Origin of the sequence: Variovorax beijingensis (assembly GCF_007828835.1) — a bacterium.
In the GTDB taxonomy this organism is placed as follows: domain Bacteria; phylum Pseudomonadota; class Gammaproteobacteria; order Burkholderiales; family Burkholderiaceae_C; genus Variovorax; species Variovorax beijingensis_A.
The window spans coordinates 20598-42165 of sequence record NZ_VIVL01000015.1; the positions used below are offsets into that span (position 1 = coordinate 20598).

The 21568-nt window shown below is 67.4% G+C and carries 24 protein-coding genes; 15 read left to right on the forward strand and 9 right to left on the reverse strand.

Translation table 11 applies throughout. The features are described 5' to 3' along the window. Nucleotides 1-33 precede the first annotated feature (33 nt). From FB547_RS29250 to FB547_RS29260, 3 genes are read left to right on the forward strand one after another with little or no spacing between them, the layout of a single operon-like run. Nucleotides 34-774: a nitroreductase gene (locus FB547_RS29250; protein ID WP_145747128.1), complete on the forward strand. Its 741-nt coding sequence runs from the start codon at nt 34-36 to the stop codon at nt 772-774. Continuing rightward, the gene (locus tag FB547_RS29255; RefSeq protein ID WP_145747129.1) at nt 771-2423 is read left to right on the forward strand and encodes an AMP-binding protein; all 1653 of its coding nucleotides are present in this window, start codon (nt 771-773) and stop codon (nt 2421-2423) included. The genes FB547_RS29250 and FB547_RS29255 overlap by 4 nt, the downstream gene beginning before the upstream one ends. Next, nucleotides 2416-2859 carry a MaoC family dehydratase gene (locus FB547_RS29260; protein WP_145747130.1) on the forward strand — a complete coding sequence of 148 codons (444 nt, stop codon included), beginning with the start codon at nt 2416-2418 and terminating at the stop codon, nt 2857-2859. Before FB547_RS29255 ends, FB547_RS29260 begins: the two co-directional genes overlap by 8 nt. Nucleotides 2860-2864: 5 nt before the next feature. On the opposite strand, the gene FB547_RS29265 is transcribed toward FB547_RS29260, so the two are convergent. Genes FB547_RS29265 through FB547_RS29275 form a run of 3 tightly spaced genes read right to left on the reverse strand, consistent with a single transcriptional unit; the run spans nt 2865 to nt 6208 of the window. Continuing rightward, on the reverse strand, nt 2865-4028 hold the full coding sequence (locus FB547_RS29265; RefSeq protein WP_145747131.1) for an acyl-CoA dehydrogenase family protein: 1164 nt from the start codon (nt 4026-4028) through the stop codon (nt 2865-2867). Next, the gene (locus FB547_RS29270) at nt 4028-5197 is read right to left on the reverse strand and encodes an acyl-CoA dehydrogenase family protein (protein ID WP_145747132.1); all 1170 of its coding nucleotides are present in this window, start codon (nt 5195-5197) and stop codon (nt 4028-4030) included. Before FB547_RS29270 ends, FB547_RS29265 begins: the two co-directional genes overlap by 1 nt. A 42-nt stretch (nt 5198-5239) precedes the next feature. Beyond that, nucleotides 5240-6208: a Bug family tripartite tricarboxylate transporter substrate binding protein gene (locus FB547_RS29275; RefSeq protein ID WP_145747133.1), complete on the reverse strand. Its 969-nt coding sequence runs from the start codon at nt 6206-6208 to the stop codon at nt 5240-5242. 144 nt (nt 6209-6352) lie between these two features. Here FB547_RS29275 and FB547_RS29280 point away from each other — a divergent pair, with 144 nt between their 5' ends. The 3 genes from FB547_RS29280 to FB547_RS29290 all read left to right on the forward strand — a co-directional run bounded on the left by FB547_RS29280 (nt 6353) and on the right by FB547_RS29290 (nt 9239). Continuing rightward, the gene (locus FB547_RS29280; protein WP_145747134.1) at nt 6353-7135 is read left to right on the forward strand and encodes an IclR family transcriptional regulator; all 783 of its coding nucleotides are present in this window, start codon (nt 6353-6355) and stop codon (nt 7133-7135) included. After that, complete coding sequence (locus FB547_RS29285; RefSeq protein WP_145747135.1) at nt 7132-7911, forward strand: IclR family transcriptional regulator; 780 nt, start codon at nt 7132-7134, stop codon at nt 7909-7911. The genes FB547_RS29280 and FB547_RS29285 overlap by 4 nt, the downstream gene beginning before the upstream one ends. 74 nt (nt 7912-7985) lie before the next feature. Continuing rightward, complete coding sequence (locus FB547_RS29290; RefSeq protein ID WP_145747136.1) at nt 7986-9239, forward strand: CaiB/BaiF CoA transferase family protein; 1254 nt, start codon at nt 7986-7988, stop codon at nt 9237-9239. 11 nt (nt 9240-9250) lie between these two features. Here the strand turns inward: FB547_RS29290 and FB547_RS29295 are convergent, their stop codons facing one another. Continuing rightward, on the reverse strand, nt 9251-10120 hold the full coding sequence (locus tag FB547_RS29295) for an NmrA/HSCARG family protein (RefSeq protein WP_145747137.1): 870 nt from the start codon (nt 10118-10120) through the stop codon (nt 9251-9253). Nucleotides 10121-10160: 40 nt separating this feature from the next. Next, nucleotides 10161-11102 carry an NADP-dependent oxidoreductase gene (locus tag FB547_RS29300; RefSeq protein WP_145747138.1) on the reverse strand — a complete coding sequence of 314 codons (942 nt, stop codon included), beginning with the start codon at nt 11100-11102 and terminating at the stop codon, nt 10161-10163. Nucleotides 11103-11204: 102 nt separating this feature from the next. Here FB547_RS29300 and FB547_RS29305 point away from each other — a divergent pair, with 102 nt between their 5' ends. Further along, nucleotides 11205-12086, forward strand: coding sequence for a LysR family transcriptional regulator (locus tag FB547_RS29305; protein WP_145747139.1), 882 nt, complete (start codon nt 11205-11207; stop codon nt 12084-12086). A 42-nt stretch (nt 12087-12128) separates the two neighbouring features. On the opposite strand, the gene FB547_RS29310 is transcribed toward FB547_RS29305, so the two are convergent. Further along, nucleotides 12129-12755, reverse strand: coding sequence for a TetR/AcrR family transcriptional regulator (locus FB547_RS29310; protein ID WP_145747140.1), 627 nt, complete (start codon nt 12753-12755; stop codon nt 12129-12131). An 86-nt stretch (nt 12756-12841) separates the two neighbouring features. Here FB547_RS29310 and FB547_RS29315 point away from each other — a divergent pair, with 86 nt between their 5' ends. Together FB547_RS29315 and FB547_RS29320 are read left to right on the forward strand one after the other, a co-directional pair. Next, nucleotides 12842-13345 (forward strand): DinB family protein, encoded by a 504-nt coding sequence (locus tag FB547_RS29315; protein ID WP_145747141.1) that lies wholly within the window; start codon nt 12842-12844, stop codon nt 13343-13345. A gap of 241 nt (nt 13346-13586) precedes the next feature. Further along, nucleotides 13587-14048, forward strand: coding sequence for a carboxymuconolactone decarboxylase family protein (locus FB547_RS29320; protein WP_145747142.1), 462 nt, complete (start codon nt 13587-13589; stop codon nt 14046-14048). A 73-nt stretch (nt 14049-14121) separates the two neighbouring features. Here the strand turns inward: FB547_RS29320 and FB547_RS29325 are convergent, their stop codons facing one another. Next, nucleotides 14122-14571 carry a hypothetical protein gene (locus FB547_RS29325; protein WP_145747143.1) on the reverse strand — a complete coding sequence of 150 codons (450 nt, stop codon included), beginning with the start codon at nt 14569-14571 and terminating at the stop codon, nt 14122-14124. Nucleotides 14572-14860: 289 nt separating this feature from the next. Here FB547_RS29325 and FB547_RS29330 point away from each other — a divergent pair, with 289 nt between their 5' ends. The 4 genes from FB547_RS29330 to FB547_RS29345 are packed head-to-tail and all read left to right on the forward strand — an operon-like array spanning nt 14861 to nt 17348. Further along, nucleotides 14861-15775 carry an alpha/beta fold hydrolase gene (locus FB547_RS29330; RefSeq protein WP_261380450.1) on the forward strand — a complete coding sequence of 305 codons (915 nt, stop codon included), beginning with the start codon at nt 14861-14863 and terminating at the stop codon, nt 15773-15775. 60 nt (nt 15776-15835) lie between these two features. Continuing rightward, nucleotides 15836-16423, forward strand: coding sequence for a TetR/AcrR family transcriptional regulator (locus FB547_RS29335; RefSeq protein ID WP_209503207.1), 588 nt, complete (start codon nt 15836-15838; stop codon nt 16421-16423). Nucleotides 16424-16447: 24 nt separating this feature from the next. Further along, nucleotides 16448-16741 (forward strand): YciI family protein, encoded by a 294-nt coding sequence (locus tag FB547_RS29340; protein ID WP_145747145.1) that lies wholly within the window; start codon nt 16448-16450, stop codon nt 16739-16741. 1 nt (nt 16742) lies between these two features. After that, on the forward strand, nt 16743-17348 hold the full coding sequence (locus FB547_RS29345; RefSeq protein ID WP_145747146.1) for a DNA-3-methyladenine glycosylase I: 606 nt from the start codon (nt 16743-16745) through the stop codon (nt 17346-17348). A 150-nt stretch (nt 17349-17498) separates the two neighbouring features. Here FB547_RS29345 and FB547_RS29350 read toward each other — a convergent pair whose 3' ends face one another. Then, nucleotides 17499-18941: an MFS transporter gene (locus FB547_RS29350; RefSeq protein ID WP_145747147.1), complete on the reverse strand. Its 1443-nt coding sequence runs from the start codon at nt 18939-18941 to the stop codon at nt 17499-17501. A 105-nt stretch (nt 18942-19046) separates the two neighbouring features. Between FB547_RS29350 and FB547_RS29355 the strand changes: the two genes are divergently transcribed. Then, nucleotides 19047-19973 (forward strand): LysR family transcriptional regulator, encoded by a 927-nt coding sequence (locus tag FB547_RS29355; protein WP_145747148.1) that lies wholly within the window; start codon nt 19047-19049, stop codon nt 19971-19973. A gap of 63 nt (nt 19974-20036) precedes the next feature. On the opposite strand, the gene FB547_RS29360 is transcribed toward FB547_RS29355, so the two are convergent. Continuing rightward, complete coding sequence (locus FB547_RS29360; protein ID WP_145747149.1) at nt 20037-20831, reverse strand: hypothetical protein; 795 nt, start codon at nt 20829-20831, stop codon at nt 20037-20039. Between the two features lie 74 nt (nt 20832-20905). Between FB547_RS29360 and FB547_RS29365 the strand changes: the two genes are divergently transcribed. After that, on the forward strand, nt 20906-21562 hold the full coding sequence (locus FB547_RS29365) for a dihydrofolate reductase family protein (RefSeq protein WP_145747150.1): 657 nt from the start codon (nt 20906-20908) through the stop codon (nt 21560-21562). Nucleotides 21563-21568: the final 6 nt, after the last annotated feature.

Here is a 21568-nt window from a genome sequence, read left to right on the forward strand (position 1 = left end):
CTCATCGGCAATCCGGCAACGAGGAAACCCGCAATGAACCGAATGATGGCGCCGCCGCTGGGTGCGCAGGCGCTGCAAGGCGCAGTCGATTGGGCAATTGCCACGCGGCGCAGCATCAGGGCGTACCTGCCCAGGCCGGTGCCGCAGCAAGAGATCGAAGCGATCCTCTCGACCGCGCGCTACAGCGCTTCCGGCATGAACATGCAGCCCTGGCATGTGCATGTGCTGACCGGGGCTGCGAAGGCCGGCCTGTCCGCCGCGATCGCAGCGCTCGACGACGATCCCGGCAGATCGGAGGAACTGCTCGAGCCCTACGACTACTACCCGCGCGAATGGCTCTCCCCGTACCTGGAGCGGCGCCGCAAGGTGGGCTGGGACCTCTATGGGCTGCTTGGCATCGCCAAGGGCGACAAGCAGCGCATGCACATGCAGCATGGGCGCAACTACCGTTTCTTCGATGCGCCCGTGGGCCTGTTCTTCACGATCGACCGCGCACTGCAGGAAGGAAGCCTGCTGGACTGCGGCATGTTCCTGCAGAGCGTGATGATCGCCGCACGCGGCCGCCACCTCCACACCTGTCCGCAAGCCGCGTTCCTGAAGTTCCATCGCCAGATCGCCGAGTTCCTGGACATTCCCGCGGGCCAGATGCTCGTCTGCGGCATGAGCCTGGGCTACGCCGACGAGTCCTCCATCGAGAACGCGCTGGTCACCGAGCGGGAGCCGGTTTCCGCCTTCACGGCATTCCACGACAGCACGAAGGAGACAAGGACATGAGCGCGCCATCCTATGCAAAGGGCCTCGACCGCTGCGAGGCGAACCATGTACCGCTGACGCCGCTCGGCTTTCTCGACCGCGCCGCGCTGGCGCATCCGAACCGCCCGGCCGTGGTGCACGGCGACCTGACACGGACCTGGGCGCAGACGCGGGAGCGCTGCCATCGCCTGGCGTCGGCGCTGATGGCCAGGGGCATCCAGCCGGGGGACACGGTTTCGGTGCTGGCGCCGAACACGCCGGCGATGCTGGAGTCGCACTTCGGCGTGCCGCTGGCAGGTGCCGTGCTCAACGCGATCAACCATCGCCTGGATGCAGAAGGCATCGCGTTCATCCTGCGTCACGGCGAGTGCAAATTGCTGATGGTCGACCGCGAATTCTCCGCGACGGTTGCCGCCGCCCTGGCGCTTCTGGACAGCCCTCCCCCGGTCATCGACATCGAAGACCATCTCGCGCCGCCCGCCGAACGCATCGGCGAGACCGACTATGAGTCGCTGCTGGCGGGTGGCGACCCGGAGTTCCCCGGCCGCTGGCCGAGCGACGAGTGGCAGCCCATCGCGCTGAACTACACCTCGGGTACGACGGGAGACCCGAAGGGCGTGGTCGCCAGCCACCGCGGCACCTACCTGATGAGCCTGCTGCAGATCACGAACTGGGCGATGCCGCGGGCGCCGAAGTACCTGTGGACGCTGCCCATGTTCCATGCGAACGGGTGGTGCTTCACCTGGGCCGTGACGGCGGCGGCCGGGACCCACGTCTGCCTGCGCCGGGTGTCCGCCGAAGCGGTGCTGCAGGCCATCGACACGCACCAGATCGACCATCTCTGCGCGGCGCCGGTCGTGATGGCCATGCTCTCGGATTCAGCCCGGAACATCCGGCTGTCCCGCAGCGTGCGGGTGCTGACCGCGGGTTCCCCGCCGCCGCTGGCCGTGCTGAACGCGGTGCTGGCGATGGGCTTCGACGTGGAGCACGTGTTCGGCATCACCGAGGTTTGCGGCACGCCGGTGAGTTGCGCGTGGCAGGACGGCTGGGACGATCTTGAACCCGCCGAGCAAGGCAGGCTGCGGGTGCGCCAGGGCGTACGCGCTGCCATGTTCGAAGGCCTCATGGTCGGCGACGCGGACACGCTGGAGCCGGTCCCTCGCGACGGAAAAACCGCAGGAGAACTCATGCTGCGCGGCAACACCGTGATGATGGGCTACTTCAAGAACGAGGCGGCGACACGCAGGGCGCTCGCCGACGGCTGGTTCCGCACCGGCGACGTCGCGGTCCTGCATGGCAACGGCTATGCGCAGATCACCGATCGTTCGAAGGACGTGATCATTTCGGGCGGCGAGAACATCTCCTCCGTGGAGGTCGAGGATGTCGTTCATGGCCACCCGGCCGTCCTGCATGCCGCCGTGGTCGCCCAGCCCGACGAGAAATGGGGCGAGGTGCCGTGCGTGTTCATCGAACTCAGGACCGGCATCCCGGCACCTTCCGAACAGGAGATCATTGCGTTCTGCCGGGAGCGGCTGGCCCACTTCAAGTGTCCGCGCCGGGTGATCTTCAGCAGCTTGCCGAAGACGGCCACGGGAAAGATCCAGAAGTTCCGCCTGCGCCAGCAGGCCGGAAGCCAGGAGGCCATCACCGGCCTCGCGCGCCATGGTTGAGTTCGAACCCGCCGCCCGTGCCCCTGTCGAGCCCGGCTACCGCTTCTCGCGAATCCACACTTTCGACGAAGAGCAAGTCAGGGCCTTTGCCTTGGCCGCGGGAGACGAGAACCCGCTGCACCACGATGCGGTGTTCGCAAGGGGCACGCGCTTTGGCGGACTGATCGCAAGCGCCACGCACACCACCTCGCTGCTGATGGGATTGACCGCCACGCATTTCGCGAAGAAAGGACATGTGCTGGGCATCAACTTCTCGGTCGATCTGCTGCGGCCCGTATCAGCGAGCGAGACGGTGCTGATCGAGTGGCGCGTTTCGTCGATCGCGGCCCGTCCCAGAGGCGGCAGCATCATCGAACTGCAGGGATGCATGAAAGGGTCGGACGACCGGACCCGCGTTCTCGCGCACGGCACCGTCCTGCTGACCGCCGGCGAGTGACGGCCTCAAGGACGCAGCGATTCCTTCAGGATGCGCCGCGCCAGCGTCGAGCGGTGCACCTCCGACGCGCCGTCATAGACACGAAAAGGCCGCATCTCGCGAAGGATCATCGACACGGGAGAGTCTTCCGACATGCCGAGCGCGCCCATGATCTGCGCAGCGCGGTCCGCCACCCGTCCCACGGCCTCGGACACGAACACCTTGACCATGGCCGACTCGTGCTTGATGCTTTGCTTCGCATCGAGCTTCGCGGCCGCGTGCCAGGTCATCAGGCGCGCGGCATGCAGGTCGATGTGCGAATCGGCCACCATCGCCTGCACCTGCTGCAGTTGGGCGAGCGGCTGCCCGAACGAGTGGCGCCGGTTGGCGTAGTCCTGCGCCAGCGCCATCGCGCGCGAGGCGCGGCCGATGAAGCGCATGCAGTGCGACAGGCGCGCCGGTTCGAGCCGCGCCTGCGCCTGGGCAAAGCCCCGGCCCGCCTCGCCCAGCACCGCGCCGTCGTCGACGAAGCAGTCTTGCAGTTCGATCTCGCCATGGCCGCCGATCTGGAAGCCGTCGATGCTCGCGATGTTGCGCACCACGCGGTAGCCGGGATTGCCGGCATCGACGATGAAGATCGTCGCGCCCTCGCCCGTCTTCGCCAGCACCAGCGCGAAGGCGGCGCCGACCGCCCCGCTGATGAACCACTTGCGGCCGTTGATGACCCAGCCGCCGGGACGGCGCTCGGCCACCGTCTTCAGCATCGACGGGTCGGACCCTGCACCGGGTTCGGGTTCGGTCATCGCAAAGCACGACCGGGCCTCGCCGCGCGCGAGCGGCACCAGGTAGCGCTGCTGCTGCGCCGGTGTTCCTTCGGCCAGCAGGTTGATCATGTTGGGCTGGTCCGGCGGTGCGCAGTTCATGGCCAATGGCGCCAGGAAGCTGCGGCCGGCCTCTTCGAGCACCACCGAACGATCGCGCCAGCACAGGCCCAGCCCGCCCCACGCCACCGGCAGCTGCGGCCCGTAGATGCCGGCCTTCATGGCCTTGGCGCGCAATGAATGGACCGCGGCTTCCAGCGCGTCCAGGTCGTGCGCCAGTGCCGGGCGCTCGCGCGGAATGGCCTCTTCCTCGACGAAGCGCCGCACCGCCTCGCGCAATGCCGGAAGACGGTCGCTGTAGCCGAACATCAGGCGCCTTCGCCGCCGTAGCCGGCCTTGGCCAGCGTGCGCCTGGCGATGTTGAGCTGGTGGATCTGGCTCGTGCCTTCGTACAGCCGGAACAGCCGCACGTCGCGGTAGAAGCGCTCCATGCCGTGGTCGGCGATGTAGCCATAGCCGCCCAGCATCTGCACGCAGCGGTCGGCCACGCGGCCGCACATCTCGGACGCGAAGTACTTGCAGATCGACGCCTCCATCGTCACGTCGATGCCCTCGTCGCGCTTGCGCGCGGTGTCCAGCACCAGTGCACGGGCCGCATGGATCTCGGTCTGGCTGTCGGCGATCAGCGCCTGGATCAGCTGGAAGCCCGAGAGCGCCTGGCCGAACTGCCGGCGCGTGGACACGAACGCCACCGCGTCCTGCAGCATGCGGATCGCCGGCCCGATGCACAGGGCCGCGAGGTGGATGCGCTGCTTGTTCAGCACTTTCATCGCCGTCTTGAAGCCCTGCCCTTCGCGCCCGCCGATGACGTTCTCTGCCGGCACGATGCAGTCGTTCATGTGAACCTCGGACACGGGCGAGCCCGCCTGCCCCATCTTCCGGTAGGCCGGCCCGGTGCCGAGCCCGGGCATGCCGCGCTCGACCAGGAAGGCCGTGACGCCGCGCGCCGACAGGTCATGGGGGTCGGTGCGCGCCATCACGGTGAAGAGGCCGGCGATCGGCGCGTTGGTGATGAAGCACTTGGTGCCGTTGAGCACGTAGTGGTCGCCCTCGCGCCGCGCCGAGGTGCGCAGCGACACGGCGTCCGATCCGGCCTCGGGTTCGGTCAGCGCGAACGCGCCGGTCAGCTCGCCGCTGGCCAGCCGCGGAAGGTAGCGGCGCTTCTGCGCCTCGGTGCCGTCGGCCACCAGGGCCTCGGAGCCGATGCCGGTGTTGGTGCCGACCCGCGCCCGAAAGGCCACCGAGCACTGCGACAGCTCCATCGCCGCCAGCACCAGCTCTTCGGTCGTCATGCCCGCCCCGCCATAGGCCTCGGGGATCGAATAGCCGAACAGGCCCTGCGCCGCCATGTCGGCCACCAGGTCGGCGGGCACTTCGTCGGCGTCGGCCACGCGCGCCTCGTTCGGCACCAGCCGCTCGCGCACGTAGCTGCGCAGGCTGTCGAGGAATTGCTCGAACGCTTGGGGATCACGCTGCATGATGTGTTGCTCCTTGCTTCATGGGGTGGATGCGCGCGGACCTCAGTCCAGCTTGGTTCCGGTGGACTTGACCAGCGCCGCCCACGAGGCCGTGTCGGCCTTGATGAGCTCGGCAAACTGCGCCGGGGTGTTGCCGACCGGCTCGGCGCCCAAGGCCGCCAGGCGATGGCGAAGCTCGGGCTTTTCCAGCGCCTTCGTCGTGGCGGCATGCAGGCGCTCGACGATGGCGGTGGGCGTCGCAGCGGGCACCATCAGGCCCTTCCAGGCACCGAAGCTGAAGCCCTTGACGGACTCGGAAATGGTCGGCACGTCGGGCGCGGCCGTGGCCCGCTTGTCGGTGGACACCGCCAGCGCCCTGAGCCTGCCCGACTGCACATGCGGCCACAGGGCGGGCATGTTGTCGATCATCATCGCGATCTGGCCGGCGAGCAGATCGTTCATCGCAGGGCCCGTGCCCTTGTACGGGACGTGGACCATCGTGGTGCCAGTGAGCTGGTTGAACCACTCGCCGGCCAGGTGGGACGGGCTGCCGTTGCCCGCGGAGCCGAAGCTGACCTCCTTCGGCCTGGACTTGGCATAGGCGATGAACTCGGGCACCGTCTTCGCCGGGATCTTGGGGTTGATCGCCATCAGGTTGGGCTCCTGGATCAGCAAGGTCACCGGCCGCAGGTCCTTCGCGGGGTCGTAGGGCATCCTGGCGTAGAGGCTCGGGTTGATCACCGTGGGGCCTGCCGCCGCAATCAGCAGCGTGTAGCCGTCGGGCGCCGACTTGGCGACGTAGTCGCCGCCGATGTTGCCGCCGGCGCCGGCCTTGTTCTCGACGATGACGGGCTGCCCCAATTCGGGAGCGAGGGCCGCGGCCAGCAGCCGCGCCAGCACGTCGGTGGAGCCGCCCGGTGCAAAGGGCACGATGAGGCGGACCGGCTTGGCCGGATAGGAAGCCGGGTCGGCGTGCACCGCGGAAGCCGCGGCCAGCAGGCAGGCGGCAGCGAGCATGAACATCTTGCGCATGGGGTCTCCAGTTGGTTCTTTGCCAGGGCCCGGAGACTACGCAGCGGCATCACATATGGAAAACGATGTTTCTCTATCTTGAATGCCGCCGCTCGCCGGCATGCCCTGCCGGACGTAGCATTCACCGCGCAACACCAGCCCCACATGCCTGCCGCCCGCCACCCCGACCCCGACTTCGCAACCACGCTGCAGCACGGCCTGCAGGTGCTGCACTGCTTCACCGTCGGCGAGCCCGCGCTCGGCAACAAGGAACTGTCGGAGCGCACCGGGCTGTCGAAGGCGACGATCTCGCGGCTGACCTACACGCTGGCGGCGCGCGGCCTGGTGGTCTTCGATGCGCACCTGCGGCGCTATCGCCTGGGCTCCACCGCACTCACCATCGGCTATCCGCTGATGGCGAGCCTGCGCATCCGGCAAGTCGCGCGCGGCCGCATGAAGCAGCTGGCCGACGAGGTGGGCGGCTCGGTGTCGCTGGGCATGCGCGACCGCACGCGGATGGTCTACGTCGAAACCTGCCGCGGCCACGACCTCAGCGCCTGGCGGCCCGACATCGGCGCGGCCGTGCCGATGCTGCCGACCGCGATGGGGCGCGGCTGGCTCGCACACGCGCCGCCGCAGCTGCGCGACGCCGTGCTGGCGCAAATCGAGGCTTCGGAGCCCGGCCAGGTGCGGCTGTACGAAGCCGACCTGGTGCGGGCGCAGGCCGACCTCCAGCGCAAGGGCTTCTGCGTGTCGCGCGGCGCCTGGCGCAGCGACGTGCAGGCGGTCGGCGTGCCGATCCGCATTCCCCAGGACGGCGAGACGCTGGTGCTCAATTGCGGCGTGCTCACGTCGCGGCTCGGCCCGCGCCAGCTCGAGCAAGGCGTGGGCCCGCGCCTCGTCGCGCTCGCGCGCAGCGTGGAAGCCGACCTGGATGCTGCGGCATGAAAGATGAGGACACCAAGGACCGCCAGTTCGCCACCACGCTCGCGAGCGGCATCGACCTGCTGCTGTGCTTCCATCCGGGCGAATCGAGCCTCGCGAACAAGGACTTCGCGCAGCGCACGGGGCTCTCGAAACCCACGGTCGCGCGCCTGACGCACACGCTGGCGCTGCTCGGCTACCTGCGGCGCGACCCGGCCAGCGCCAGGTACCGCCTGGGCGCGGCCGTCCTGGGGCTGAGCCATCCGCTGCTGGCCAGCATGCGCATCCGCCCGATCGCGCGGCCGATGATGGAAACACTGGCACGCGAGATCGAAGGCGCCGTCTCGCTCGGCCTGCGCCACCGCATCCACATGGTGTATGTGGAGACTGCGCGCAGCAGCGAGGACTTCGTGCTGACGCCCGACATCGGCGCGCCGCTTCCCATGCTGGCCACCGCCATCGGGCGCGCCTGGCTGGCGCGCGCCGCGCCCGAAGACCGGCTGTCGGTGCTGAACCAGATCCGCGTTGCCGCGCCGGCCGAATTCGAGCGCCACGCCGCGGCGGCCGAACTGGCGCGGGAGGAACTGGCGCGCGACGGCTTCTGCAGTGCCCGCGCCGACTGGCAGCCGAACCGTCATGGCTTTGCCGTGCCGCTGCACGGCCTGGTGGATGGCATGCAGTTCGTGCTGAACTGCGCCGTGGCAACCAAGCGCGGCAGCTTCGCGCAGATGCGCCGCGAGGTCGCGCCGCGGCTGCTCACGCTGGCCCACAGCATCGAGCTCTCGCTGGGCCTGCGATAGCAGGCATCAACGCCACGTTCAGGATGTCGAAACATGAGTTGCGGCAAATGGAGCGCGCCAACAGACTTCGATGCATGCCATCCGACGCCCCCCAACACACCGCCGCCGCCGAGCCCACGCCACCACCCGCCGCGACACAGGGGCCGCTCGCCGGCATCCGGATCCTCGACATGGCCACCGTGATCGCGGCGCCCTTCTCGGCCTCGCTGTGCGCCGACATGGGCGCCGAGGTCGTCAAGCTGGAACTGCCCGAAGGCAACGACCCACTGCGCTCGCTCTCGCCCACCACGCCGGATCACGCGCTGTTCTGGAAGGTCTCGAACCGCGGCAAGAAAGGCGTGTCGCTCGACGTGCGCAAGCCGGAAGGCCGCGCGCTGTTCCTGCGGCTGATCGCGTCCTTCGATGTGCTGGTCGAGAACTTCCGCACCGGCACGCTCGACAAGTGGGGACTCGACGCGCCCACGCTGTGGTCGGTCAACCCCCGGCTCGTCATCCTGCGCCTCACCGGCTTCGGCCAGACCGGCCCGTATGCGCAGCGCCCGGGTTTTGCGCGCATCTTCGAGGCGATGAGCGGCTTCGCGCATCTGACCGGCGAAAGCGGCCGCAGTCCGCAGCACATGAACTATCCGCTCGGCGACGTGATTGCGGGCCTGTTCGGTGCCTTCGCCATCTCCACCGCGATCGCGGAACGCCATCGCCACCCCGACGCACCGGGCCGGGAGATCGATCTCGCGGCGACCGAAGCCATGTTCCGGCTGCTCGAAGCCCTGCCGGTCGAGCACGAGGTGCTGGGGCAGGCGCGCAGCCGCTCGGGCAGCCGGGCCACCTACACGGCTCCGTCCAACATGTACCGCACGGCCGAGGGCCATTGGGTCACGATCGTGGGTTCGTCCGACCCGATCTTCAAGCGCATCTGCCAGGCCATGGGCCGGCCGGCGCTGGCGCACGACCCGCGCTTTGCCACCACGCCGGACCGGGTGCGGAACATCGACGAGATCGATGCGATCGTGGCCGCCTGGTGCGAGGGCCAGACGCTCGCAGAACTGTCCGAGGCCCTGACCCGCGGCGGTGTTCCCCACAGCAAGGTCTATGCGGTGGACGACGTGATGGCCGACCCGCACTTCATTGCGCGCGAAGCCGTCATCCGCCTGCCCGACCCGGACCTCGGGTCGCTGCCTGCGCCTGCGATCGTGCCGCGCTTCTCGGGCTTCAGGCCCGCGGCGCCGCGCACCGGGCCGGCGGCCGGCGAACACAACGCGGAGATCTACGCGGCGCTGGGCCTTGGCAGCGAAGCGCTGGACAGGCTGCGGCGCGAGGGCGTGATCTGAGTGGGCGCTGCCTATGACGCGGCAACGGCCTCCTTGACGAAGTCGGCGTAGCGGCGCAGAGGATGGCCGATGATGGCCTGCAGGCGATCCGCTGCACCGTTCGCGCCGTGCATGCCGAACTTCTGGATCCCTGCCATCATCAGGCGCATGTCGTAGGCCAGCCAGGATGGCCCGAACGAGGCCATCTGTCCTTCGAAGGCCGCCACGTCATCCCCGCCGTAAGCCACTTCGCGGCCGAGCGCGGCGCTCCAGACCTTGGCCACCGACGCTCCGGTCCACAGCTCGGGCCCGACCAGCTCGAGCGTCACGCGCGGTGACGGCGCGGGCGCGCGGTCGCGGCGCAGCAATTCGGCAACGGCGGCGTCCGCGATGTCCCGCGCATCGATCATCGCGACACCTGTAGAGCCGATCGGCATCGGGTAGGCGCCATGGCCCTGGATCACCTGCTGGACCATGCGCTCGTTCTGCATGAAGTAGGCCGGACGAAGGATGGTCGCCGGAATGTCGAGGCTCTCGATCATTCGCTCGACCGTGTGCTTGCCGGTGAAGTGCGGCACGTTGGTGAACTTGTCCGCATGGATGACCGACAGGTAGACGATGCGCTCGATGCCGGCTTCGCGCGCCAGGTTCAGCATGACGAGGGCCTGCGTCACTTCATCGGGCGTGACGGCATTGAGCAGGAACAGCGTGCGCACCGAAGACAGTGCCGCGCGCAGCGAGGGCACGTCGGTCAGGTCGCCGACGACCTCCTGGACGCCCGACGGGAAGGCTTGCTTTCCGGATGTGCGAACGAAGGCGCTGACCTCGGCGCCGGCAGCGGACAGGCCTTGGACGACGAGGGAACCGATGGTGCCGGTGGCACCCGTGACGAGAATGCTCATGGAAATCTCCTGGGAAGTTAGAGAGGGAAAAAAAGATCGATCAGCGCGAGAAATCCGCGACCACCTTGCCGATGCGAGGCTCGGTGCGGTTGCGTTCGATGGCCGCGGGGATGTCGCCGAAGCCCACGACTTCGCCGAGCTTCGAGATCAGCGTGCCTTGCGCGATCTCCGCCGCCAGCCGTTCCAGCAGGGCGGCATCCGGCTTGTTCATGAACCACAGTCCGCGGCGCCCGGGCGGCGTGCGTGCCAGGATGTCGGGCGAGGACGTGCCGACGATCGCGCCGTTTTTCGACAGCACCTGCCACGAGCGATCGAGCACTTCGCCGCCGACGTAGTCGAGCACCAGGTCGATGTCGCGCGCGACCGACTCGAAGCGTTCGCTCCGGTGGTCGATGACGTGGTCCGCGCCCAGGCTGCGCACGTATTCGAGGTGCGCGGTCGACGCCGTGGCGAAGACTTCGGCGCCTGCCCGCTTGGCGTACTGCACGGCATAGCCGCCCAGCCCTCCCGCCGCGCCGTGGATCAGGATCCGCTGGCCTGCGGTGATCGGACCCGCGTGGTACAGGCTCTGCCAGGCGGCCACGGCCGCGACAGGAACGCCGGCCGCATGGACGTCGTCCAGGCCCTGGGGCGTGCGCACCAGGTTCGCCTCGTCGACGCTCACGAAGTCGGCATAGGCACCGAGCCCGCCCAGCGGGCCCATGACGCGATCGCCCACGCGAAAGCGCGAGGCGCCGGGGCCGAGCGCCTCGACGGTGCCTGCGAGTTCGATGCCCAGCACGGCGGGCAGCTGAAGCGGGAAAGCCTCTCTCACGAAGCCTTCACGAACCTTCCAGTCGATGCCGTTCACACCGGCGGCCAGAACGCGGACCAGGACTTGGCCCGGCCCGGCTGCGGGCTTCGCGATCTCGGCGACCTCTGCAGCGGCGGCGCCGCCATAGGCCCGGATCAGCACAGCGCGTTGCGTGGTGGTGGTGGTCATTTCAATTTCCTCATTCGAAGTTGCGATGAGGAGAAGATAGGCCGTTGCATCGGTAAAACAAAGACGCGAAAATGAAGACACCTCGTCTCAAATCCGGAACACATGGACCTGAACGCATTGACCGACTTCGCGCTCGTCGCAGCCAATGGCGGCCTCGGAAAGGCAAGCCGCGCGAGCGGCAGATCCAAGGCGACGCTGTCGCGCCGCATCGCGGACCTGGAAGAGCAGCTCGGCGTGCGGCTCATCGAGCGCAGCGCCCGCGGGCTCAAGCTCACGGAAGCCGGCCAGATGCTGATGGACCGCACCGAAGGGCCGATGCACGAGGTGGCCGACGCCATGACTTCCGCGCGCGAGGGCCTGTCGGTGCCGCGCGGGCGCTTGCGCATCGCCTCGCCGGTGCTGTTCTCGCAGCTGGCGATGGGCCGCATCGGCGCCGAGTTCTGCGCGGCCTACCCCGAGGTCGCCTGCGAGGTGGTGGCCGACGACCGCCTGGTCGACCTCGTCGAGGAGCAGTTCGACGCCGCGATCCGGATCAATCCAGGCCCCGACAGCAGCCTTGTGGGCCGCTGCTTCGCCAAGGACCGGCTGGTGGTCGTGGCCGCGCCCTCCGTGCCCATGCCGAAGCGAGGCAAGGGCAAGGTCAGCCCTGTTCCGGGCATCGTTTCAACAAGCTTCCAAGGCGGGAATTGGACGCTCGACGACGGACGCCTTGTCGTGGAGCCGATCCCGAAGCTCAGGCTTTCATCGTTCCTGATGATCCGCGACGCCGCGGTCGCCGGCGCCGGCGCTGCGCTGATCCCGCAGTCCATCGCGTGGAACCAGCTCACGCGCGGAGAGCTGGTCCAGTGGGGCATGGTTTCGGGCGCGGAGGTCGCGCTGTGGGTCCTGCACACATCGAGGCGGCTTCCCGCGCCGAAGGTTCGCGCGTTCGTCGAATTCATGTGCGGGCAATATCCGCAGGGGTCTCTTGTGCTGAATGGATAGAACTCAGCAACCTTGCCCGTGCCGAGCCGCTGAACCGTCGGGCTAGCCTTTGAGATAGCCGGTCACGAGGCGCGCACCCTCATCGATGAGCGCGTCCATCCGATCGCCGGTCAACGCTTTGGAGTGGTGCAGCACCGCGTTGTGCGTCAATGCCTCGATCGTGGTGACGCAGACAAATGATGCGAGCTCCAGGTCGTCGACGCCCAGTTCGTCCCGCGCCGCCTCGAGGTAGGCCCTGAACAGGCTGAAGTTCTCACGGCTGAACGTCTCCAGCTTCTCGAGCCTTCCCACGCGCGGGATCTGCTCGGCAAGCACGCGATGCAGCGCGGGATCAAGCCGATGCGCTGCGACCGCGACCGCGACGAATCGGCGTATCGCCTGGTCCAGCGGCTGGGCCCTGACCTGCGCCAGTTCGCTGCGGACCATTTGCATGATCTGCTGCTGGTGGCGCTCGATCACGGCGGCCACGAGTGCCTCCTTGCTCGGGAAGTACTGATAGAGCGAGCCGATGCTCACCCCCGCGACTTCCGCGACGCGGTTGGTGCTCGCCTTGTCGAAGCCTTCCTTGACCAGAATGCGAGCAGTTGCCTCGATCAGGCTGCCGACCGTCGCGCGCGATCGCTCCTGAACCGCGATTTTCCTGGGCTTGGTGACCGGTTTTCTTGCCATGTTCCGCAGCCGTCAATGCGAGTAGAAAAAGCGAATGATCGCTCATATTCTTGGCAGACGCGCAAACACCCCAGGAGACCCATGACATGCACGACACATTGCACCGCCTCTTCGGATTCAAGGCTTGGGCCGACGACCAGCTGCTGACGGCGCTCGCCGGGCTCGGCGACAGCTCCCCGGTCACCGCACTGGCCATCAAGGCGTTGAGCCACACGTATGTGGTGGACCGCATATTCGCCGCCCACCTCCGGCGAGAAGGCCACGCGTATCCGTCGGCCAACCTGAGCGAGATGCCGACGCTCGCAGCCCTGGCCGCCGATCTCAGAAGAAGCGACCGGGAATACATCGACCATGTCTCGACGCTCGATCCCGACCAGCTGGCCGAACGGATCGACTTCGCGTTCACCGACGGCGCACCGGGGCGCATGTCCCGCGAGGAGATGCTCATGCATGTCCTCATGCACGGAGCGGGCCATCGCGGACAAGTCAGCGCAGTAATGCTGCTCCATGCAGTGCCGCCGGCCAAGGATGGCTTCACGGCGTACCTGCACGAGGCCGAAGCGCCGGCGAGAAGGCGGGTTGCCGCCTGAATGGCGAATGACGGATGTGGCTGCCGTCGGCCAGCCACCACCGCGCGCTTGCCTCGCGGCATCGCGCGGATCGCGGCGTGCGCCACGAACTCCGCGCTTTTCCAGGGGCCCCTGGTCCGGGTTGCCATCCACGTGGGCCGAGGCATGGTCGAGCAGTACGGGGCGCCGTGCCTGTCACAAGGCCATGTGCCCGCCCGTCTAAGAGGTGTTCCCCCAACCCTCAAGCTACAAGGAGCTCAACATGTCCCCAGCACGACTCGACTACCACGCCCTCGCGCCCGCGGCAGCGCGCGCCGGTACCCAGTTTTCCCATGCCGCCGGCCGTACGCTGGACAAGCGTCTGCGTGAACTGGTGAACTTGCGCATCAGCCAGATCAACGGCTGCGCTTTCTGCATCGACATGCACTGGGCCGAGCTGCTCAAGCAGGGCATGGACCCGCGCCATGTCAACGCTGTGGCCGGCTGGCGCGAGGCGGAGCGCTTCTTCAGCGAAGCCGAGCGCGCCGCCTTCAACTGGGCGGAGGCCGTCAACGCGTTGCCGCAGCGCACGCCCAGCGACGCGGACTTCGACGCAGTGAAGCGGCACTTCAGTGACGCACAGATCGCGGACCTCTCGTTCGCGGTCTGCGCGATCCGCTCGTGGAACATGCTCAATGCCAGCTTCCACACGCAGGTGCCCGAAACGCCGTACACCGTCGGCTGACTGCCTCAATGATTGCGCGGCAGGTTTCTCCGACGTTCAATCGGTGAGTGATGCGCCGTTGCCGGCGCTTCGTTCAATCCGCAGCGAGGCGCTTGAACAGCGCCTGAAGCAAGCCGAGATTCGACGCATCCGCGGCCACGGCATCTCGGCGGAACGAACTGCTGTCGTAGGGCGAATAGCTGTTGATCGGGTTGTCGATGGCCGGGCGCACGGGCACGACATAGGTGCGAACCTTCCCATCGAAGCTGTACCGCTCGTTGTTGCGCGGTAGCGGCGCCAGCGCCGAATCCTTTGCCAAGGTGTCGGCAAGATGGCGCCTGACGCTTTCCGTATCGACGCCGTAGGGCCCTGCGCTCTCCACGACAACGCTCTCCGGTCCAGTGCGAGCAGCCAATTTTTCGGCGGCGAGGCTCCCAGTTGGCGACTGGCTGGCGACCTCACCGGCGATCGCGGCAGTCACGGCGAAGAGCGAGCCGGCGCAGAGGGCGAGTGCCATGCGGCCGAAAGTGAAATCCAAACTCATCAAGAACTCCTTCGCCCGGGTGGCACTGCGGAAATCGAGGTTATAGCCGAACGGGTCGACCTGCCCGATGAGGGCATCGATCGGCTGATACCACTTTGGCCATTTTTGCGAATGCAGGCACGGTGCCCGAAGGGGACACCAAGGTCAAGGCATGCCTGCTGTTCCCGAACCGGTGCAGAAAAGATTCCGCGCCCCGGCAATCCCAGGACACGCTGTAGCGGCCTGCGCTGACATGGCCCGGATCTCTTCACGCCAGAATTCGTGCATGGCAACCCGGAAGCCACCCGCCTTGAAGCGAAAGCCCCTGCCGAGCAGCACGGGCCATGGCATGAGAACAGAACGGCTTCGCCTGTCCGGCGGCACCCAACTGTCGTTCACCACCGCAGGCGAGGTGTCCAGACCCGCCTTGCTGCTGCTGCACGGAACCCCCAACTCGGCCCGGCTGTTCCGGGCGGTCGTGCCCGCGCTGTCGCAGGCCGCTTTCGTGATCGCACCGGATCTGCCCGGCCATGGCGAGTCCGACCCGCTGCCGGCCCCCTCGTTTCCCGCCATCGGCCAGGCGATTTCCGAACTGCTGGATTCGCTCGAGATCGGTCCGCGATTCATCTACCTGCATGACTGGGGAGCGCCCGTGGGCCTGCAGATCGCGATGCAGGCGCCAGAGAAGGTGCTGGGCCTCATCGTGCAGAACGCCAACGCGCATCGAACGGGATGGGGACCGGGATGGGCCGCGACGCAGGCCTACTGGACGCAGCCCAACGCAGAAAACCAGGCGGCGGCGACCGCGCACCTGACCCTCGCGGGCACACGCGACACCTACATCGCCGGCGTTCCGCCGGAAGTGGCCGAGCGCATCCCCGCTGAACACTGGGAAGAGGATTGGCAAGTGATGAACCTGCCGGGACATATGGACACCCAGCGGGCGCTGATCGCGGACTACGGAAACTATGCCGCCCGCTTCGACGCCATCGCCAAGTACCTCGAGCATTGGCAGCCCCCTGCCCTCATGGTGTGGGGAAGGCACGATATCTATTTCGACCTGGCCGAGGTTCTGTCCTGGATGTGTGCGCTGCCCAGGATGGAAGCCCATGTCCTGGACGCAGGCCACCTGCTGCTCGAAACCCATGCGGCCGCGGCCGTTGCGCTCATGCTTGACTTCATCAGGCGTATCCAGGCCCCAATGAGCCGCAATGATCTTGATTGACAACCTAGGACACACGTCCTACAGTTTGCGCCTTCTTTAGGTCAACTGTCCTATTCGATCTTGCGTACCCGCGACAGCATCGTTCAAGCCGCCGACGCCTTGTTCTACGAGCGCGGGTTCGAGCACACGTCCTTCGCGGACATCGCGGATGCCGTGAGGATCTCGCGCGGCAATTTCTACTATCACTTCAAGACGAAGGACGAGATCCTGACGGCGGTCATCGCCGCGCGAATGGAGCGCACGCGAGCGATGTTGAGTCAGTGGGAGACGGAAGGCGAGGGCCCGCAGGAGCGCATCCGCCTGTTCATCACCCTGCTGATCCGCAATCAAGCCAAGATCATGCGCCATGGCTGTCCGGTCGGCACCCTGTGTACGGAACTTGCCAAGCTCGGGCACCCGGGACAAGGCGAGGCCAACGCCATCCTGGATCTCTTCCGCGTGTGGCTGCGAGGGCAGTTCCGCCAAATGGGTCGAGGCAAGGAAGCGGATGCGCTCGCCCTGCATCTCCTGGCGCGCAGCCAAGGAGTGGCGGTGCTCGCGCAGTCCCTGCGCAACAAGCAATTTGTACAACAGGAGGTGGCACTCATGAGTGCCTGGGTCGAGTCCTGCTCGCCCGTGCAGCCAACTGCCTCCGGTCGTTCGTGTTAGCCATCTGTTCAAGAAAGGTCATTCATGTTCTGTGTGTTTCTCAAGTTCTCGAGCAACAAAGGCCAGGCATCACGCCACATGGCGGAGCACATGCGATGGATCGAGCAGGGATTTGAAGATGGCGTCTTCCTCCTGACAGGCAGCCTCTCGGGCAACCAGGGTGGCACCGTCCTGGCACACAACACCACCCGCGAGGCGTTGGAGGAGCGCGTAGCGATGGATCCCTTTGTGGCGCAGGACGTGGTCAAGGTCGAGATCGCGGAGATAGTGCCCGGCAGGGTCGACCAGCGCCTGCAGTTCCTGGTGGAACGTACCTGAAATGGGCTCGACTCTCCTCGGGCTCGATGGACAGCCGCGGTGTCGCTGGTGCGCCGCCGCTCCCGAGTTTCTCCACTATCACGATACTGAATGGGGCTTTCCCGTCACGGATGACCACCACCTTTTCGAGAAGCTGTGCCTGGAAGGCTTTCAGTCGGGCCTGAGCTGGCGCACCATTCTGGTCAAGCGAGAGAACTTCCGGCAGGCCTTCCTGGGCTTCGATTACAGGCGCATCGCGCGCTTCGGCGCACCTGATGTCGAGCGATTGCTTGGCGACAGCGGCATCGTGCGCCATCGCGGCAAGATCGAGGCTGTGATTCACAACGCGCGCATGGCCGAGGAGATGGCGCAGCGCGAGGGATCGCTGGCGTCTTACTTCTGGCGCCATGAGCCGGACCCTGCGCAGCTCGCAGAGCCGCAAACCGCTTCCGCGTCCTCGCTGGCCTTGTCCAAGGACTTGAAGAAACAGGGCTGGAAGTTTGTCGGGCCCACCACCGTGTATGCCTTCATGCAGGCTGCAGGGCTGATCAACGATCATGCTGCCGACTGCGTGACACGCGCCCGGGTCGAACAGGCGCGCCGTGCGCTTACATTGTCGGCTGCTTGAACCTTCACGAGATCGCAGATAAACCCCTCGTCGCATGCAAGATGAGGCTGCGCGCGAGCTTCCCCGATGCGGCGATACAAGGCACCTCAAAAAGCGGTCGTTCGCACCGGCAAGTCGGAGCCCAAAAGAGGCCCCGCCTTCCGATATAAATCACGCGGCGTGCACCCTTGCGGTACTCCTGAGCAAGCTCGCCATGCTCCCTGCCAACGCAGCCAGAGCCGCCATCACCAAGCCCCAGTGCACTGCGCTGTGGGATGGCAGCAGCTCGAACATCAAGCTCATCAACAGGCTGCCGAGCGTCAGCCCCGTGAGCCGGGCGGTGCCTTGCGCGCCACCGGCCGCGCCGCTGCGTTCCCTGGGTGCCGAGAGCAGCATGTTCTGGTTGTTAGGTGTCTGGAAGAAGCCGAAACCCAGGCCTGCGAGGCTCGTGAACGCAGCGATCGGCAGGGCCGGGTTGCCGTGCAGCGGCCACAGCGCACACAGGGCCAGGCCGCTCGCGAAGCATGCACTGCCGGCCGCGCACAGCCAGGCGCCGGGCACGCGCTGGGCCAGGCGTGCCGACAGCGGCGCGGCCAGCATCACCGCCAGGGGCCAGGGAGTCATCAAGAGGCCGGCCGTCACCGCGCTCTGGCCGAGTTCGTGCTGGATGTAGAACGGCAGCGCCACAAGGCCGGCCATCTGGCCGGTGAAGCAGCACACGGAGGCAATGATCGAGACCCGAAAGGAATGCACGCGCAGCAGGTCGAGCGGGATCAACGGTGCCGCCTTTGGCATTTCGCGCCGCACCAGCCAGACCATGCAAACGGCCGACAGCGCGAGCAGCGCGCCGCCGAGCAGCGGCTGTGCCACCAGCCGGTCGCTTCCCAGCACGAAAGCCGCGAACATGACCGCATTGAGCGCGATGCTCCAGCCATCGATGCGACGCACCGGGCGCGCCGGGCTCGGCAACCCTGCGCAGGCGGCGAGCACGAGGAGGCCGATCGGCAGGTTCACCGCAAAGAGCCACGGCCAACTCGCCGCGGAAAGTATGAAGGCGCCAAGGGCGGGTCCCGACGCCGAAGCGGCTGCGACGGCGAGTGCATTCCACGCGATCGAGCGCGCCAGCAGCCGGCGCGGATAAGTGAAGCGCAGCAACGCCAGCCCCAGTGGCATCACGGCCGCACTGCCCAGGCCCTGGAGGCACCTCGCGGCCACGAGCCATGGCAGCGATGGCGCCAACGCGCACAGCACCGACGCCGCGGTGAACAGCGCAACGCCACCCGCGAAGACCCGCCGATACCCGAAGCTCTCCCCGACCGCAGAAGCCGGCAACAGGAACATGACCACAGCCAGTTGGTAGGCGGTGATGATCCAGACGGCATCGGCGGGTGTCGCCCGCAACTGCTGGGCAATGTTTGGCAGTGCGATGTTGGCGATGGCGCCGTCGAGCACCACCAGCACGCCCGCGCCCAGGATCGCGGCGACGGCCAGGCAGCGCCGCGGCAACGGCAGGCCGTCGGCGTCATGCGCCGCGTTCGCATCGTTCGCCTTCCGGGGTTCGACGGTGGGCGAAGCGGTGGAGGAAGAGTTGGATCGAAGTGTGGATGTCAGCATGAGTCCAGCTTAGGACTGCGCACACGGCTTGCACAGCGCGCGGCGCGCAGCTTGTTCCTGCATGCGGCGCCTGTCGAAATCCTCGCGGCCGTGCTAGCTTCGGGCATGCCGACAGAAGCCGACCTGAACCTGCTGTTTGCGTTGAACGCACTTCTCTCCGAGGGCAGCGTCGCGAAAGCTGCCGAGCGCCTGGGCCTGAGCGAGTCGGCGATGAGCCGGGCACTCACGCGGCTGCGGGAATCGACCGGGGATCAGCTCCTGGTGCGCGCGGGCCGCGCCATGGTGCCCACGCCGCATGCGCTGGCACTGCGCGATCGCGTCAGGGAGCTGGTGCAGGAGTCGCGCGCGGTGCTTCAGCCCGCCAGCGCGAGCATGGACCCCCGCACGCTCCGGCACCTGTTCACGATACGGGCCAACGACGGCTTCATCGAGGGCTTCGCGCCTCAGCTGGTGGCCCGCGCCGCGCGCGAGGCGCCCGGCGTTCGCCTGCGCTTCGCGCCCAAGCCCGACAAGGACGTCCGTCCCCTGCGCGAGGGATTGCTCGACCTGGATATCGGCGTTCTCGGCGAGTCGGGCCCGGAGGTCCGCGTGCAGGCGCTCTATCGCGACCGCTTCATCGCGGTCGTGCGCGAGGGCCATCCGCTGCTCGCCGGACCCGAGATCACGGCCGAGCGCTACGCGGCCTGCGACCACGTGGTCACTTCACGCCACGGCCGGAGCGTGGGACCGGTGGACGACGCGCTTGCGGCAGTGGGCCTGGTGCGCAATGCCGCGGTCGTGGTGCCCAGCTTCGGTACCGCCCTGTCGATAGCGGCCGCGACCGATCTGGTTGCATTGATACCGTCCTCCTACTTCGAACACCTGAGGGCGCGCGGCACGCTGCGCTCTTTCCCTCTGCCGATGCCCACGGAGCCGATCACCGTGTCGCAGATGTGGCATCCGCGCCTGGATCGGGATCCTGCGCATCGGTGGCTGCGCGGGATGGTGCTGGAGGTTTGCCGGCCGCTGAACGAGCGGACAAGAGCGCCGTGATTGCATTGAATGCGTCGACCTTGAACGCCGGCATCGCCGTCGAATTCGGGTTTCCGCGGCCCGTCACAGCGACAGCGGCAGCCCCAGGTGCCGCTCGTACATGAGATCCCGGTGCCGCAGCAGCACAGCGTCCAGCGCCGCATCGGTCACCGGCTCGCGGAATTCGAAAGCCTGGCGCGTGACGGGGTCCATCTGGCAAACCGCCTGCGGCAACGGACGCATCAGCGCCAGCGCGGTCGCGCTGTAGATGTCCACGGCGCTAAGACTTCTGCCGATGTAGTAGTCGCTGCCGGCCGCCTGCTGTGCCTTCAGGCGCGCTGCCAGCATCTTCAGCACAGCCACCACACGCCCGGGTGCACTCGCGCCCGCCTGCGGACTGAAGCCGTACTTCTTGCCGATGTATGCGGCGGCCTGTGCAGCGAAACCGCCCTCTCCGGTCAGCCCGGCCTGCACCAGCTGCAGGCGGCGCGACCACGCCAGCCCCTGCTCGCCGCAGATCTCGTGGGCCAGGCCGAACATCAGCGCCCGGTCGGCCGCATCGGCCGGGAGAAGCGAGGGCTGCGGCGCGAGCCGCTCGCACAGGAGCAGGATGTCCGCCCAGCCCGAGCGCGGCGCCTCGTTGTTGCAGATGGCCACGGGCGCGTTGCGCTGGCCGGCCCACTCCTTGAGTCGCGGGCTGTCGTAGGCCAGGCGCACCGCTTTCCACGGGATGCCTTTCACATGCAGGATGCCCTTGGCCGCCTCCGACCAGGGGCTGGGAATATGCCCCACCACCACCATGCGCAGGCCGGTGCCGGCAATGGCTTCTTCAACGCTGATGTATTCGATGCTCATGCGCGCATTTTGTGCGATGCCCATGGTCTCGAACGGCGGTTCGCGAGGCATCGCCCGCGCTAAACTTCAGCCCCCTTCTTCTTGCAGGAGACGACCCCATGGCCCGATTGCTCGTGCGCAGCTTCGGCGTTTCGCTCGACGGTTTTGCCGCCGGCCCGGACCAGAGCCTGGAGCATCCGCTGGGCGTTCGCGGCCCCGAACTCATGGACTGGTTCTTTCCCACGCGCGTCTGGCAGCAGATGCAGAAAACGGGCGAGGCCAACGGCGAAACCGGCATCGACAACGAGATGGCCGAACTGGGTTTCGCCGAGATGGGTGCCTGGATCCTCGGGCGCAACATGTTCGGGCCGGTGCGCGGTCCCTGGCCCGACGAAAGCTGGAAAGGCTGGTGGGGCGACGAGCCTCCCTACCACGTGCCGGTCTTCGTGTTGACCCACCATGCCCGCGCGCCGCTGACGATGCAGGGCGGCACCACCTTCCACTTCGTCACCGGCGGCATCCACGAAGCGCTCGCGCTGGCGCAGGCCGCCGCTGGTGGGCGCGACGTGCGCGTGGGCGGCGGCGTGGCAACGGTGCGCGAATACCTGAAGGCCGGCCTGATCGACGAACTGCACCTGGCCGTGCGTCCGGTGCTGCTGGGCAAGGGCGAGGCGCTGTTCGCAGGCCTGGACCTGCCGGCGCTGGGCTACCGCTGCGATCGGCAGGTGGCAGGCGAGCGCGCCACGCATGTGTTTCTGCGCCGCAGCGCGCCTTGAGGGATC

Coding starts and splice junctions, on each gene's coding strand:
- FB547_RS29250 (WP_145747128.1), top strand. CDS start 34: ATGAACCGAATGATGGCGCCGCCGCTGGGTGCGCAGGCGCTGCAAGGC.
- FB547_RS29255 (WP_145747129.1), top strand. CDS start 771: ATGAGCGCGCCATCCTATGCAAAGGGCCTCGACCGCTGCGAGGCGAAC.
- FB547_RS29260 (WP_145747130.1), top strand. CDS start 2,416: ATGGTTGAGTTCGAACCCGCCGCCCGTGCCCCTGTCGAGCCCGGCTAC.
- FB547_RS29265 (WP_145747131.1), bottom strand. CDS start 4,028: ATGTTCGGCTACAGCGACCGTCTTCCGGCATTGCGCGAGGCGGTGCGG.
- FB547_RS29270 (WP_145747132.1), bottom strand. CDS start 5,197: ATGCAGCGTGATCCCCAAGCGTTCGAGCAATTCCTCGACAGCCTGCGC.
- FB547_RS29275 (WP_145747133.1), bottom strand. CDS start 6,208: ATGCGCAAGATGTTCATGCTCGCTGCCGCCTGCCTGCTGGCCGCGGCT.
- FB547_RS29280 (WP_145747134.1), top strand. CDS start 6,353: ATGCCTGCCGCCCGCCACCCCGACCCCGACTTCGCAACCACGCTGCAG.
- FB547_RS29285 (WP_145747135.1), top strand. CDS start 7,132: ATGAAAGATGAGGACACCAAGGACCGCCAGTTCGCCACCACGCTCGCG.
- FB547_RS29290 (WP_145747136.1), top strand. CDS start 7,986: ATGCCATCCGACGCCCCCCAACACACCGCCGCCGCCGAGCCCACGCCA.
- FB547_RS29295 (WP_145747137.1), bottom strand. CDS start 10,120: ATGAGCATTCTCGTCACGGGTGCCACCGGCACCATCGGTTCCCTCGTC.
- FB547_RS29300 (WP_145747138.1), bottom strand. CDS start 11,102: ATGACCACCACCACCACGCAACGCGCTGTGCTGATCCGGGCCTATGGC.
- FB547_RS29305 (WP_145747139.1), top strand. CDS start 11,205: ATGGACCTGAACGCATTGACCGACTTCGCGCTCGTCGCAGCCAATGGC.
- FB547_RS29310 (WP_145747140.1), bottom strand. CDS start 12,755: ATGGCAAGAAAACCGGTCACCAAGCCCAGGAAAATCGCGGTTCAGGAG.
- FB547_RS29315 (WP_145747141.1), top strand. CDS start 12,842: ATGCACGACACATTGCACCGCCTCTTCGGATTCAAGGCTTGGGCCGAC.
- FB547_RS29320 (WP_145747142.1), top strand. CDS start 13,587: ATGTCCCCAGCACGACTCGACTACCACGCCCTCGCGCCCGCGGCAGCG.
- FB547_RS29325 (WP_145747143.1), bottom strand. CDS start 14,571: ATGAGTTTGGATTTCACTTTCGGCCGCATGGCACTCGCCCTCTGCGCC.
- FB547_RS29340 (WP_145747145.1), top strand. CDS start 16,448: ATGTTCTGTGTGTTTCTCAAGTTCTCGAGCAACAAAGGCCAGGCATCA.
- FB547_RS29345 (WP_145747146.1), top strand. CDS start 16,743: ATGGGCTCGACTCTCCTCGGGCTCGATGGACAGCCGCGGTGTCGCTGG.
- FB547_RS29350 (WP_145747147.1), bottom strand. CDS start 18,941: ATGCTGACATCCACACTTCGATCCAACTCTTCCTCCACCGCTTCGCCC.
- FB547_RS29355 (WP_145747148.1), top strand. CDS start 19,047: ATGCCGACAGAAGCCGACCTGAACCTGCTGTTTGCGTTGAACGCACTT.
- FB547_RS29360 (WP_145747149.1), bottom strand. CDS start 20,831: ATGGGCATCGCACAAAATGCGCGCATGAGCATCGAATACATCAGCGTT.
- FB547_RS29365 (WP_145747150.1), top strand. CDS start 20,906: ATGGCCCGATTGCTCGTGCGCAGCTTCGGCGTTTCGCTCGACGGTTTT.